Here is a 12,444-nt window from a genome sequence, read left to right as displayed (position 1 = left end):
GAACGCGGTAACCAGGGGCTCGCAGGAATATCCACCTCCCCCACCCGCGCCTGCCGGCAAACGGAAAAAGCCGATGGAGCACCTAATGGCAATTAGCCATTTTTCTGACAAGGGGCGCCTGCGAGCGGAGCCTTGCCTGCTCCCCTACAGCGGCTCGATGGGACCCGAGGAAGACTGCTTGCCGGAAGTATCGCGCCGTAGATCCGGTGGAATCGGCAGGTCCTTGAGCGGGTCCGGGCGCTTGCCCTTGCCTGCACGGTGTTGGCGGATCTGGTAGACGTAGGCCAGCACCTGGGCCACCGCCAGGTAAAGTCCGGCAGGAATCTCTTCCTCAAGCTCGGTGGAGTAGAAGATCGAGCGCGCCAGGGCCGGCGACTCCAGCAGCATGACTTGGTGAGCCACGGCAATTTCGCGAATCTGCAACGCCAGGAAGTCACTGCCCTTGGCCAGCAGCACCGGCGCCCCGCCCTTCTCGGCGTCATACTTGAGCGCCACGGCAAAATGCGTCGGGTTGGTGATGACCACGTCGGCCTCCGGAATCGCCGCCATCATCCGCCGCTGGGACATTTCACGCTGCAGTTGGCGAATCCGCTGCTTGACCTCCGGTCGACCCTCCTGGTCCTTGTGCTCGTCGCGTACCTCCTGCTTGGTCATCAAGAGTTTCTTGTGGGCCTGATACAACTGCACCGGCACATCCACCGCGGCAATCAGGATCAGGCCGCAAGCCATCCACAAAGTGCTCCAACCCACCACCTGAATGCTGTGAATGATCGCCAACTCAAGAGGCTCGTGGGCGATACGCAACAGGTCGTCAATGTCCGAAGACAGCACCGACAGCGCCACGAACAGCACCAGGGCGAACTTGGCCAGGGCCTTGAGCAGCTCGATCAGCGCAGTGGGCGAGAACATCCGCTTGAGTCCGTTGGCCGGGTTCATCCGACTGAACTTGGGGGCCAGGCTCTTGGCCGCGAACAGCCAGCCTCCGAGGGAAATAGGTCCGATGATCGCCGCCAGCAACAGGGTCAGCAGTACTGGCTGCACCGCCAGGATGGCGATCTTGCCCGAATGCAGCAGGTACAGCCCCATGGCGCCAGGACTGAGCAGCACCTCCCGGGGCAGGGAAAAGTTCAGGCGCATGATTTCCAGCAGGTCCCGAGCCAGGCCACCGCCATAGATCAGCAGGCCACCGGCCCCGGCCAGCATGATCGCCAGGGTATTGAGCTCTTTGGAGCGGGCAATCTCTCCCTTTTCCCGGGAGTCCTTCTTGCGCTTCTCCGTGGGTTCTTCTGTCTTGTCCTGGCCGCTCTCGCTCTCTGCCATGGCTCAGCGCGCCTTTGCCAGTTCACGTAAAAACTGCAGGGCCTCGGAGGCCAGCGGCTGATACTGATTGAGAATGTCCGCCAGGCTGATCCAGACGATGCCCATACCCAGCACCAGGGTCAGGGGAAAGCCGATGGAGAAGATGTTCAGCTGCGGCGCCGCCCGGGTCATGACGCCAAAGGCGATGTTGACCACCAGCAAGGCCGTGATCGCCGGCAGCACCAGCAGCAGGGCCGCACCCAGGACCCAGCCGAGCTTGCCCGCCAGCTCCCAGTAGTGATTGACCATCAAGCCTGCGCCCACCGGCAAGGTGGTGAAGCTTTCGGTGAGCACCTCGAAGACCACCAGGTGGCCGTTCATGGCCAGGAACAGCAAAGTCACCAACATGGTGAAGAATTGCCCGATCACCGCCACCGACACACCGTTGGTGGGGTCGACCATGGACGCGAAGCCCATGCCCATCTGGATCGCCACGATCTGCCCGGCCACCACGAAGGACTGGAAGAACAACTGCAGGGAAAACCCCAGCACCGCGCCGATCAGGATCTGCTCAGCGATCAGCAACAGGCCGCTGAGGTCCAGGGCATGCACCTCGGGCATCGGCGGCAGGCCCGGGGCGATGACCACGGTAATCGCCAGGGCAAAGTACAGCCGCACCCGCCGAGGCACCAGGGTGGTACCAAAGATCGGCATCACCATCAACAATGAGGCGACCCGGAACAGCGGCAACATGAAGGACGCCACCCAGGAACCGATCTGGGTGTCGGTAAGCGCCAGCAAGGACATGGCTCAGCCAATCAACTGCGGAATACTGCCGTACAACTGACGGATGTATTCCATGAAGGTTTGCACCAGCCAGGGCCCGGCCACGATCAGGGTCACCAGCATCACCAGCAGGCGCGGGAGGAAGCTCAGGGTCTGTTCGTTGATCTGGGTGGCAGCCTGGAACATCGCCACCATCAGGCCCACCAGCAGGCTCGGCACCACCAGTACGGCAACCATCATGGTCGTCAGCCAGAGCGCTTCGCGAAACAGGTCTACCGCGACTTCCGGAGTCATTGTCGATCACCCGCTAACAAGGTTTTAAACACCACCGAAACTGCCCGCCAAGGTGCCGATGATCAACGCCCAGCCATCCACCAGGACAAACAGCATGATCTTGAACGGCAGGGAAATGATCAGTGGCGAGAGCATCATCATGCCCATGGCCATCAGCACACTGGCCACGACCAGGTCGATGATCAGGAACGGAATGAAGATCATGAAGCCGATCTGGAAGGCGGTCTTCAGCTCCGAGGTCACGAAGGCCGGCACCAGGATGGTCAGCGGCGCCTGGTCGGGGCTGGCGATGTCGGTCCGCTTGGACAGGCGCATGAACAGCTCGAGGTCACTGCTGCGGGTCTGCGCCAGCATGAAGTCCTTGATCGGTACCTGGGCCTTGGCAACCGCATCCTGGGCCGTGAGCTTTTCCGCCAGGTAGGGCTGCAGCGCGTCCTGGTTCACCCGGTCGAACACCGGGGCCATGATGAACATCGTCAGGAACAATGCCATGCCGGTGAGGATCTGGTTCGACGGCGTCTGCTGCAGGCCCAGGGCCTGACGCAGGATCGAGAAGACGATGATGATCCGGGTAAAGCTGGTCATCAGCATGACGAACGCCGGAATGAAGCTCAGCGCGGTCATGATCAGCAGGATCTGCAGGCTGACCGAGTACTCCTGCTGGCCGCTGGCGTTGGTGCCAAGGGTGATCGCCGGGATCGACAACGGGTCGGCCGCCAGCGCCAGCGGCGCTACCAGCAACAGCGCCAACGTCAAGAGGATGCGCAACGGCATTACTTCCTATCCTTCTGGTCCTTGCCCAACAGCTCCATCAGGCGCTGGGCGAATTCGGGCGTCGCCTGTTCGCTACTGGGCACCTGCACCGGCTCCTTGAGCACATGCAGCGGGGTGATGGTGCCAGGAGTCAGGCCCAGCAGAATCTGCTCATTACCGACCTGCACCAGCACCAGGCGATCCCGCGGCCCCAGGGCCCGGGAGCCGATCAGCTCGATCACCTGGCCCTTGCCGGAAGGGCCGGCCTGTTGCACCCGCCGCAGCAACCAGGCGAGGAAGAAGATCAGCCCGATCACCAGCAGCAGCCCCAGCACCAGCTGAGTCAACTGCCCACTGACGCTGCCCGCCGCCGGCACCGCCGCCGCCACGGTCGTGGTCGCCACCGGCTCTGCTGCCAGAGCGCTCAGGGGCAAACCAAACAGGATGCCTAGCAGCCGGTTCATTTAGCGCAACTTCTTGATGCGTTCGCTGGGGCTGATCACGTCGGTCAGGCGAATGCCGAACTTCTCGTTGACCACCACCACCTCGCCATGGGCGATCAGGGTTCCGTTGACCAGCACGTCCAGCGGTTCGCCAGCCAGGCGATCCAGCTCGATCACCGAGCCCTGGTTGAGCTGCAGCAGGTTGCGGATGTTGATATCGGTGCTGCCTACCTCCATGGAGATCGACACCGGAATGTCGAGGATCACATCAAGGTTGGGACCGTCGAGGGTGACCGGATCGTGGTTCTTCGGCACGCTGCCGAACTCTTCCATCTGCAGGCGCCCGGAGCCTGACGCGGCACCGGCGTCAGCCGCCAGCAAGGCGTCGATATCGGCCTGGCCGGCATCACCGGTCTCTTCCAGCGCAGCAGCCCATTCATCGGCCAGCGCCTGGTCGTCCTGGGAGTTAATTTCGTCAGCCATCTTGGGTCCTCGACGGGCAAAAATTCATTGAACAGCAAACAGGTTGGAGCGCCGTTCAGCGACGCTCGATCGGCTCGATCACTTGCAGTGCCAGGTTGCCCTTGTGGGAACCGAGCTTGACCTTGAACGACGGCACGCCGTTGGCCCGCATGATCATGTCTTCCGGCAGCTCTACCGGGATCACATCCCCCGGCTGCATGTGCAGGATGTCCCGCAGGCGCAACTGGCGCCGGGCGACCGTGGCGCTCAGTGGCACCGCCACGTCCAGCAGGTCTTCGCGCAATGCCTTGCTCCAGCGCTCATCCTGGTCATCCAGGTCGGACTGGAAGCCGGCGTCGAGCATTTCGCGGATCGGCTCGATCATCGAGTACGGCATGGTCACGTGCAGGTCGCCGCCGCCACCATCGAGTTCGATGTGGAAGGTCGACACCACGATGGCCTCGCTGGGACCGACGATGTTGGCCATGGCCGGGTTCACTTCGGAGTTTATGTACTCGAAGTTGACCGGCATGATTGCCTGCCAGGCTTCTTTCAGATCGACGAAGGCCTGCTCCAGCACCATGCGCACCACCCGCAGTTCGGTCGGGGTGAATTCACGCCCTTCGATCTTCGCGTGCCGGCCGTCGCCGCCAAAGAAGTTGTCCACCAGCTTGAACACCAGCTTGGCGTCGAGAATGAACAGCGCGGTGCCGCGCAGCGGCTTGATCTTCACCAGGTTGAGACTGGTGGGCACGTACAGCGAGTGCACGTACTCACCGAATTTCATGACCTGCACGCCACCCACCGCCACATCAGCCGAACGACGCAGCATGTTGAACATGCTGATCCGGGTGTAGCGGGCGAAACGCTCGTTGATCATCTCCAGGGTCGGCATGCGTCCGCGGACGATGCGATCCTGGCTGGTCAGGTCGTAGCTTTTGACGCTGCCGGGTTCGGCTGCGTGTTCGGTCTGTACCAGACCGTCGTCGACGCCATGCAACAGTGCATCGATCTCATCCTGGGACAGCAGGTCCTGCACGGCCATGTCGTGTTCCTACTGCAGTACGAAGTTAGTAAAGAGCAACTGCTCGACGACCACTTTGCCCACCTCTTTCTGCGCCACTTCCTGGACGCTGGCGGTGGCCTTCTGGCGGAGCATTTCCTGACCGACCGGGGTCGCCAGGGTCTCGAAACTCTGTCCGGAGAAGAGCATCACCAGGTTGTTGCGGATGACCGGCATATGCACTTTCAGCGCATCCAGGTCAGCCTGGTTGCGTGCCAGCAGGGTAATGCTCACCTGCATGTAGCGCGGCCGGCCGTTCTGGGTGAAATTGGTGACAAAGGCCGGGGCCATGGACTCGAAAATCGCCGCAGGCTTGACGTTGCTGGCGGTTTCCGTTGTCACCGCAGGCTTGCTCTGCGCGCTGTGCATGAAGTACCAGGTGGCACCGACCGACAAGCCGATGGCCAGCAACAACGCCAGGACAATCAACAGGATAAGCTTGAGTTTGCTTTTCCCTGCGGTGGGTTTTTCTGCTGCTTCGCTCTTCGCCATGCCAATAATCCGTCACTATTCGGGGGTTCACAGTCGCACGGCAAGGCAAGAGCAAGTGTTATGCCAGATTTGTCAGAAATGAAGGGATGAACGGCAGAGGGGGATCAGACAGGGGCAACCCCGCGACTTGCGCGCTCGGGATTGCCTCAGGGAACCGGGCCCATGAAGGGCCGGGACAGCGTTGCAACATCGGCCGGGAGCTCATGCCCCCGCCACGAATCAGGCGTAATAGTCGACAGCGCTGGAACCGATGACCGTCTGCACCGGGACGTCCACTGCCGCCACGGCGTTGCTCACCTCATCCTCGCCAGCGTCCAGGCGACTGCCACTGGTGCTGGAGCCGCTACCGCGGTTCTGCCCCTGCTGGGCCTGCTCCTGACCCTGCCAGCCACGGGACTGGTCGGAAACGTTGACGTCGACCTGCCCCAGGCCTTGCTGGTTGAACATGTCGCGCATGCGGTGCATTTGCCCTTCCAGGGCCTCACGCACTCCGGCATGGGCGCTCATGAAGGTGACCTGGGTCTGCTGGTCCGGGATCATGTGCACGCGGATATCCAGGCGCCCGAGTTCGGCCGGCTGCAGCTGGATATCGGCCGATTTGAGGTTGGTGCTCGACAGGTACATGACCCGGTTGACCACTTCGTCGGTCCAGCCGCTCTGGTGCATGGCCAATGGCTGGTTGACCGGCGTCGCATTGGCGGTCTTCGGCGTCGCGGCCTGGGTCAAAGCCGCCAGACGGTTGGCGAAGTCGTCCACACGGGTATCGCTGGAAGCCCCCTTGAGGTCTTTCAAGCCTTCGGCGACCAACCCGGCAAAAGCCTTCTCGCCCCCTTGCTCGGTGCTGCTCTTGCCGGCCTGCTGCTCCAGCATGCCAGCCATGCCGTTGGCGAAGTTCTGCACCGAGGCCAACTGGCCGTCGGCCTCGGCATTCGCCGGCGCCGCCTTGGGCTGTGACTGGCTGGCGGCCGAGACGTGCCCGCCCTGCTCCATCGCCAGGCGCAAGACAGGCAAGGCATCCAGCGGATCGGCTTCGGGATCGAACTCGGCCTTGGCCGGCTCCGCGGCTGCCACCACGGAAGCCGCCACCGGCGGCGGCACCGCCACCGGCGCAGCCTCGACCTGAGGCTGGGGCGCCACGGGAGCCGGCGCCGGGGCCTCCACGGTTGCCGGCGGCACCTGCACCAGCAGGCTCGGGTCCAGTGACGGATCACTCGGCGGCGTCTCGGTTTGAGCAGTGTCAGCCTGGGTCTTGTCGGCCGGCTTGCTGTCGTCGCTGGCGGTGGTTTTGCTGTCACCGCTGGCGGGCTTGTCGGCAGGCAAGGTCTTGCCGCTATCGGCAACCGCTGGCTGCGACGCGGCAGACTGATTGTTGCCTACATCCTTCTTCGGACTGTTGTCGGCGCTCTTGTCGCGCACCGGCTTGGGGGCGCTGTCCGCAACCGTCAGGGGCTTGCTCTGCGGCGCGCTCTGGGACTCCTTGGCATAGAGCTGCGCAAAGCTGGACGCCCGGTCTCCAGGCTGGGCAACGCTTGCCAGAGGATTGGCAGGTGCCACCTGAGTCTTGGACTGAGGATTGGCCTGAGCGGTGGCCTGAAGGAGCGAATTGGGGGTAACAGCCATGGACAGTCTCCGCTGCACGGGGATCATAGGTACAGTTGCGAGACTTGACTGCAAGGGTCGAGCCAGCTTTATCAAGCGGCTGATAAAAAATTGTTTCTCAGCAATGGTAGCGCTGCAGTTCCTGCTCGCACAGGCGCCGGACAATGGCGAATTCGCCATCGATCTCGCCCACCAGTTGGCGAATGCCATCACCGGCCGGCTGCGCGGCCCGCACCTCCAGTTGATGACAGAGCTCGGCCAGGCGAATAGCCCCCATGTTGCTGCTGCTGCCCTTGAGGCTATGAGCCGTGGCGACCAGCTGGAGCGCATCCTCGGACTTGCGCAGCACGCGCACCCGCTCCGCGGAATCGCAGACGAAGGTGTCCAGCAGGACCGGGTATTCATCCTCCATGACTTCCTGCAATGCGTTGAGCACGGTGTGGTCCAGATGTATCTCAGCCACTTGTTCACTCCTTGATCAAGAACCCGCGAATTATGCCGGAGCCTCCCAGGAAAACTCCACGCAGACGCTGCGCCCGTCATCGGCCCAGACCGCTTGCTGGCTCATCTGCCGAACCAGACTGACACCGCGCCCCGACAAGCGCCCGGCATCGTTGGGCCGGGCCAGGACCGCAGCGACGTCGAAGCCTTCGCCGCTGTCTTCGACCCGCACCTCCAGGCGCCCGCCAGTCTCCAGAGGCTGCACCTGCAGATGCACCCGGACAAAACCATCCTGCAACTGCGCCAGCCTGGCAGTGCGCTCGCGATAATAGCGGGTAAACCCCTCGGCATCGCGCTTGAGCCGCGAGTCGAGCTTGAGCACGCCGTGCTCCAGGGCATTGGAATAGAGTTCGGCCAATACGCTGTACAACGCGCCGCTCTGGGAGCGCAGGCCATGCACCTCGAGCAATAGCTGCAGCAGATATGGCAAGGGGTTGAAACGCTTGAGGGTGGCGGCGCGAAACTCGAAACTCACCGACCAGTCCAGCGGACAGGACTGGCCGCTGTCGGAGTACACCAGGGCCGGCGGCGCCAGCCTGGGCAACTCGGGCAGACTGACCTCGACCATACTCACATCATCCCTGGCGCGCCCGCCAAACGCCTCCAGGGCCTGTTGAACCTCTTCGAACAGCCGGTCTTCCTCGCGGTTGTCGGCAAATACCTGCTGCAAACGCTCGACACCAAACAGCTCCTCCTCGGCATTACAGGTATCGATGACACCGTCCGACAGAAGGAACACCCGATCTCCCGGAGCCATGGGAAACACTTCAGTGCTGTCCTCGAAGGACTCGCCCGTCAGCACCCCGAGCGGCAAGTGGCGAGCCACCAGGGGTGTTCGCGCACCGCTGGCCTGGCGATACAGATAGCCTTCGGGCATGCCACCGTTCCACACCTCTACCGCCCGGCGCTGGAAGCTCAGGCACAGCAGGGTGGCGCAGCAGAACATGTCCACCGGCAGAATGCGCTTGAGCTTGGCATTCATCTCCCGCAGGGTTTCCGGCAGGCCGTAGCCCTTGGCGGTCATGCCGTAGAACACCTCCGCCAGGGGCATGGCCCCCACCGCCGCCGGCAGGCCGTGGCCGGTGAAGTCTCCCAGCAGCACATGCATGTCGCCCGCCGGGGTGTAGGCCGCCAGCAACAGATCGCCATTGAACAGCGCATAGGGCGATTGCAGGTAGCGGATATTCGGCGCATCCAGGCAACCGGAGTGGGCGACCTTGTCGAAGACCGCCTTGGCCACCCGCTGTTCGTTGAGCAGGTAATCATGGTGGCGGGTGATCTGGTCACGCTGCTGCAGCACCGTTTCCTGCAGGCGCCGCAAGCGGTCCATGGCATTGATCTTGGCCCCCAGGACCACCGGGTTGTAGGGCTTGGCCAAAAAGTCGTCGCCGCCGGCCTCGAGGCAGCGGGCCAGAGCCTCTTCTCCACTCAAGGACGTCAGGAAGATGATCGGCACCAGGGTTTCACCCGCCAGAACCTTGATCTGCCGAGCAGCCTCGAACCCGTCCATCACCGGCATCATCGCGTCCATCAACACGATATGCGGACGCTGGCTGGCAAACAGCGCCAAGGCCTCGGCCCCATTGCTGGCCACCAGCACCTGATGCCCCTGGCGGCGGATAATGCTGGACAGCAGCAAACGGTCTGCCGCGCCATCTTCGGCAATCAGCACACACAGGGACTCGGCCATCGAGCGCATACCGCTCAACTGATGTCGAAAAGCTTGTCGAAGTTGGAGATGGCGAGGATCTTGCGCACATCCGAATTGCTGTTGATCACCCGTACGTCGGCATTGTCGCCACCGGCGTGATCCCGCAACAGCAACAGCATGCCCAGGGCCGAGCTATCGAGGTAGGTGGCTTCCTTGAGGTCGACGACGATGGACTCCGGCGTCCGATTGAGCCGCTCATAGGATTCGCGAAACTCCTGGTGGCGCCCGAAATCAAAACGCCCCCTGATGGAAATGGTGAGCTTCTGCCCGTCCGGGGATATTTCTGTTACGACCGACATGAGACTGCTTCCTTGTCATTGGCGACTTCTAGAAGGTTTAGCACCCACTCGCCAGCCGGACAACCTGCACAGGGAAAATGAGCGGGATCAGTAAGGACTCTGACGAGGCAGGCGCTGGGAAAGTTCATCCAGCAGCTTCTGCTCGCGCTTGTCCTCCAGCACCCGGGCCTCGTCGATATAACGCTGGACCAGCTTGCGCAGCCCTTCCACCCGCGCATAGGCCTGCTGCCAGGTTTCCCGCGCACGATCGAGGTTGTTCTGATGCCAGGCCAGGCTTTGCCGTTGCTGGCCTACCGCAGTATCCAGCTGGCTGAGAAAGTACTGATAGTTCAACAGCCAATGGCCGGATACCCCGAGCTTGCCGCGCTCGACCCACTGCTCCTGGTAGTCGCCGCGATAGCGCTCCAGATCCCCCAGCTTGCTCTCGGCCACACGCACCTGGCCATGGAAGTACTCCAGGCGCTGGGCGGCGGTGCGCTCGGCGCTTTCGGCCATGTCCACCACCGGCGCCAGGCGCGCCGCACGGCTGTCGGCCATGGCCCGTTACCCGCCCGCAGCCGGAGAGAAGAGCATGTCCAGGTGGGTCTGGCTGTGACCGAGGCTGACATTGTCGTTCAGCCCCTGACGCAGGTAGCCCACCATCGCCGGATGCAGGGCAATGGCGGTATCGGTATCCCGGTCGCCGCCGGCGACATAGGCGCCGACGCTGATCAGGTCGCGAGCCTGCTGGTAGCGAGACCAGAGCTGCTTGAAATACTGCGCCCGCGCCATGTCTTCGGGGCTGATCACCGCCGGCATGACCCGGCTGATGGAGGCCTCGATGTCGATCGCCGGGTAATGCCCCTCCTCCGCCAGGCGTCGGGACAGCACGATGTGCCCGTCGAGCACACCCCGCGCCGAGTCGGCGATCGGGTCCTGCTGGTCATCGCCTTCGGACAGCACGGTATAGAACGCCGTGATCGAGCCACCACCGGCCTCGGCATTGCCGGCGCGCTCCACCAGCTTGGGCAGCTTGGCGAACACCGAAGGCGGATAGCCCTTGGTCGCCGGCGGCTCGCCGATGGCCAGGGCGATTTCCCGCTGGGCCTGGGCGAAACGGGTCAGGGAGTCCATCAGCAACAGGACATTCTTGCCCTTGTCGCGAAAGTATTCGGCGATCCGCGTGCAGTACATGGCTGCGCGCAATCGCATCAGCGGCGCATCGTCCGCGGGCGAGGCCACCACCACCGAGCGCTTGAGCCCTTCCTCGCCAAGGATATGCTCGATGAACTCCTTGACCTCACGACCCCGCTCACCGATCAGCCCGACCACAATGATGTCGGCCTCGGTGAAGCGGGTCATCATGCCCAAAAGCACACTCTTGCCCACCCCGGTACCGGCGAACAGGCCGAGTCGCTGGCCACGCCCCACCGTCAACAAACCGTTGATGCTGCGAATCCCCACATCCAGCGGCTGGCTGATGGGATCGCGCTTGAGGGGGTTGATGGTTGGGCCGTCCATCGGCACCCAGTCTTCGGCGCGCATCCCGCCCTTGCCATCCAGCGCCCTTCCCGCGCCGTCGAGCACCCGCCCCAGCATGCCCATGCCCATGGGCAGGCGCCCGGTGTCGGCCAGGGGCACCACGCGAGCCCCGGGAGCGATCCCGGTGACGCTGCCTACGGGCATCAGGAACACCTTGCTCCCGGAAAAGCCCATGACTTCCGCCTCGACCTTGACCGGGTGGTAGCTGTCATCATTGATTACCAGGCAGCGGGTGCCCATGGCAGCGCGCAGGCCCTCGGCCTCCAGGGTCAGGCCGACCATGCGCAGCAAGCGGCCTTCCAGGATTGGCTGGCCCGGCAGTTCGATCGCCTCGGCGTAACCGCCCAGGCGCTTACCGAAGCTGGTGCGGTCAAGGCGCATCGGAATGGTCCGGCTCGGTCGCGGCCTCAGGCTCTGCCGGCGGATCTGCAGCGCCCACATCCGCCACTGGCGGTGTGCGCGGACCGAGGTCCAGGCTCAGGTCGGCCGCAGCCGGGTGCAATGATTGTTCGTGCAATTGATCGAACAGTTGATCCATGGCCTGGGTAATTCGGGTTTCGATGCTGGCATCGATCCGGCTGTGCTCGGTCTCGACCCGGCAGCCGCCCGGCAACAGCGCCTCGTCCTCGACGATGCGCCAGCTTTCCTCGTGCCGTTCGCGCAGGCTCTTGACCTGCTCGAAGTCCTGCGGATTGACGTACAGGCGCACATTGCCGACCCCCAGGGGCAACAGCTTGAGCGCCTCGCGCATGACATGTTCGATCTGGCTGGAATCCATCGCCAGTTCACGCTGAATCACCTGGCCAGTGATGTGTTTCACCAACTCCACCAGGGACTTTTCAATTTGCGTGTCCTGCTCGGCGATGGGCTCGAAGAGGTTGACCATCAACTGCTCGAGCGCCTGCAGTTTGGCGCTCAGGGCCGCTTCGGCTTCCTGGCGGACCTTGAGCGTAGTGCTGTGGAAACCTTCCTTCTCGCCGGTGGCAAAACCTTCGTTGTAGGCTTCCTGGCGAATGCTTTCGAGCTCTTCGAGGGTCAGCGGCTGGACTTCATCCAGCGGCACTTCCTCGATTTCCTCCTGCACCTCTTCAGGCTCGGGTTCAGGCTCAGGTTCCGGCTCGGGGTCAAAACTGGGCAGCGCCCAGACGTCAAAATCCTCGACGTCCCGGGCGCGAATCAGTTCGCTTTGGGATTCATCACTGCTGGACGACATAAAGCGAC

15 protein-coding genes are annotated in these 12,444 nt (G+C 63.1%); all 15 read right to left on the bottom strand.

Annotated elements, in window-relative coordinates; all coding sequences use genetic code 11:
- Positions 1 to 144: 144 nt before the first annotated feature.
- Positions 145 to 1,320, bottom strand: a complete 1,176-nt coding sequence (gene flhB / locus ACZ5BO_RS09800) for a flagellar biosynthesis protein FlhB (RefSeq protein WP_025132294.1) — start codon at positions 1,318 to 1,320, stop codon at positions 145 to 147.
- 3 nt (positions 1,321 to 1,323) lie between these two features.
- The gene (gene fliR / locus ACZ5BO_RS09795; protein ID WP_025132293.1) at positions 1,324 to 2,106 is read right to left on the bottom strand and encodes a flagellar biosynthetic protein FliR; all 783 of its coding nucleotides are present in this window, start codon (positions 2,104 to 2,106) and stop codon (positions 1,324 to 1,326) included.
- Between the two features lie 3 nt (positions 2,107 to 2,109).
- Positions 2,110 to 2,379, bottom strand: a complete 270-nt coding sequence (fliQ, locus tag ACZ5BO_RS09790) for a flagellar biosynthesis protein FliQ (RefSeq protein WP_011059988.1) — start codon at positions 2,377 to 2,379, stop codon at positions 2,110 to 2,112.
- Between the two features lie 24 nt (positions 2,380 to 2,403).
- A complete protein-coding gene (gene fliP, locus ACZ5BO_RS09785; protein ID WP_025132292.1) occupies positions 2,404 to 3,153 on the bottom strand; it encodes a flagellar type III secretion system pore protein FliP in 750 nt (249 codons plus the stop codon).
- Entirely contained in the window at positions 3,153 to 3,596 is a 444-nt protein-coding gene (gene fliO / locus ACZ5BO_RS09780; protein WP_025132291.1) for a flagellar biosynthetic protein FliO, read from the bottom strand. Before fliO ends, fliP begins: the two co-directional genes overlap by 1 nt.
- Positions 3,597 to 4,058: a flagellar motor switch protein FliN gene (gene fliN / locus ACZ5BO_RS09775; RefSeq protein WP_025132290.1), complete on the bottom strand. Its 462-nt coding sequence runs from the start codon at positions 4,056 to 4,058 to the stop codon at positions 3,597 to 3,599.
- A 55-nt stretch (positions 4,059 to 4,113) separates the two neighbouring features.
- Positions 4,114 to 5,082, bottom strand: a complete 969-nt coding sequence (gene fliM, locus ACZ5BO_RS09770; protein ID WP_025132289.1) for a flagellar motor switch protein FliM — start codon at positions 5,080 to 5,082, stop codon at positions 4,114 to 4,116.
- Between the two features lie 9 nt (positions 5,083 to 5,091).
- Positions 5,092 to 5,592, bottom strand: coding sequence for a flagellar basal body-associated protein FliL (gene fliL / locus ACZ5BO_RS09765; RefSeq protein WP_025132288.1), 501 nt, complete (start codon positions 5,590 to 5,592; stop codon positions 5,092 to 5,094).
- Between the two features lie 219 nt (positions 5,593 to 5,811).
- The gene (locus tag ACZ5BO_RS09760) at positions 5,812 to 7,212 is read right to left on the bottom strand and encodes a flagellar hook-length control protein FliK (RefSeq protein WP_464699453.1); all 1,401 of its coding nucleotides are present in this window, start codon (positions 7,210 to 7,212) and stop codon (positions 5,812 to 5,814) included.
- A gap of 97 nt (positions 7,213 to 7,309) precedes the next feature.
- Positions 7,310 to 7,654 carry an Hpt domain-containing protein gene (locus ACZ5BO_RS09755; protein WP_025132286.1) on the bottom strand — a complete coding sequence of 115 codons (345 nt, stop codon included), beginning with the start codon at positions 7,652 to 7,654 and terminating at the stop codon, positions 7,310 to 7,312.
- A gap of 30 nt (positions 7,655 to 7,684) precedes the next feature.
- Positions 7,685 to 9,391, bottom strand: coding sequence for an ATP-binding SpoIIE family protein phosphatase (locus tag ACZ5BO_RS09750; protein WP_464699450.1), 1,707 nt, complete (start codon positions 9,389 to 9,391; stop codon positions 7,685 to 7,687).
- 5 nt (positions 9,392 to 9,396) lie between these two features.
- Positions 9,397 to 9,702 (bottom strand): STAS domain-containing protein, encoded by a 306-nt coding sequence (locus tag ACZ5BO_RS09745; protein WP_011059979.1) that lies wholly within the window; start codon positions 9,700 to 9,702, stop codon positions 9,397 to 9,399.
- Between the two features lie 87 nt (positions 9,703 to 9,789).
- Positions 9,790 to 10,239 carry a flagellar export protein FliJ gene (gene fliJ, locus ACZ5BO_RS09740; protein WP_464699447.1) on the bottom strand — a complete coding sequence of 150 codons (450 nt, stop codon included), beginning with the start codon at positions 10,237 to 10,239 and terminating at the stop codon, positions 9,790 to 9,792.
- 6 nt (positions 10,240 to 10,245) lie between these two features.
- On the bottom strand, positions 10,246 to 11,604 hold the full coding sequence (gene fliI, locus ACZ5BO_RS09735) for a flagellar protein export ATPase FliI (protein ID WP_025132283.1): 1,359 nt from the start codon (positions 11,602 to 11,604) through the stop codon (positions 10,246 to 10,248).
- Positions 11,594 to 12,436 carry a flagellar assembly protein FliH gene (gene fliH / locus ACZ5BO_RS09730; RefSeq protein ID WP_025132282.1) on the bottom strand — a complete coding sequence of 281 codons (843 nt, stop codon included), beginning with the start codon at positions 12,434 to 12,436 and terminating at the stop codon, positions 11,594 to 11,596. Before fliH ends, fliI begins: the two co-directional genes overlap by 11 nt.
- Positions 12,437 to 12,444: the final 8 nt, after the last annotated feature.

This window comes from Pseudomonas sp. FFPRI_1 (genome assembly GCF_055384485.1).
The sequence above is the reverse complement of the archived record's forward strand: the minus strand, read 5'-3'. Positions and strand labels throughout refer to the sequence as shown.

Bases quoted from the DNA above. Each gene is read 5' to 3' on its own strand.
- fliQ (WP_011059988.1), bottom strand. From the start codon at position 2,379: ATGACTCCGGAAGTCGCGGTAGACCTGTTTCGCGAAGCGCTCTGGCTG.
- fliM (WP_025132289.1), bottom strand. From the start codon at position 5,082: ATGGCCGTGCAGGACCTGCTGTCCCAGGATGAGATCGATGCACTGTTG.
- fliR (WP_025132293.1), bottom strand. From the start codon at position 2,106: ATGTCCTTGCTGGCGCTTACCGACACCCAGATCGGTTCCTGGGTGGCG.
- fliL (WP_025132288.1), bottom strand. From the start codon at position 5,592: ATGGCGAAGAGCGAAGCAGCAGAAAAACCCACCGCAGGGAAAAGCAAA.
- fliI (WP_025132283.1), bottom strand. From the start codon at position 11,604: ATGCGCCTTGACCGCACCAGCTTCGGTAAGCGCCTGGGCGGTTACGCC.
- fliP (WP_025132292.1), bottom strand. From the start codon at position 3,153: ATGCCGTTGCGCATCCTCTTGACGTTGGCGCTGTTGCTGGTAGCGCCG.
- ACZ5BO_RS09750 (WP_464699450.1), bottom strand. From the start codon at position 9,391: ATGCGCTCGATGGCCGAGTCCCTGTGTGTGCTGATTGCCGAAGATGGC.
- fliJ (WP_464699447.1), bottom strand. From the start codon at position 10,239: ATGGCCGACAGCCGTGCGGCGCGCCTGGCGCCGGTGGTGGACATGGCC.
- ACZ5BO_RS09760 (WP_464699453.1), bottom strand. From the start codon at position 7,212: ATGGCTGTTACCCCCAATTCGCTCCTTCAGGCCACCGCTCAGGCCAAT.
- fliH (WP_025132282.1), bottom strand. From the start codon at position 12,436: ATGTCGTCCAGCAGTGATGAATCCCAAAGCGAACTGATTCGCGCCCGG.
- fliO (WP_025132291.1), bottom strand. From the start codon at position 3,596: ATGAACCGGCTGCTAGGCATCCTGTTTGGTTTGCCCCTGAGCGCTCTG.
- fliN (WP_025132290.1), bottom strand. From the start codon at position 4,058: ATGGCTGACGAAATTAACTCCCAGGACGACCAGGCGCTGGCCGATGAA.
- ACZ5BO_RS09745 (WP_011059979.1), bottom strand. From the start codon at position 9,702: ATGTCGGTCGTAACAGAAATATCCCCGGACGGGCAGAAGCTCACCATT.
- flhB (WP_025132294.1), bottom strand. From the start codon at position 1,320: ATGGCAGAGAGCGAGAGCGGCCAGGACAAGACAGAAGAACCCACGGAG.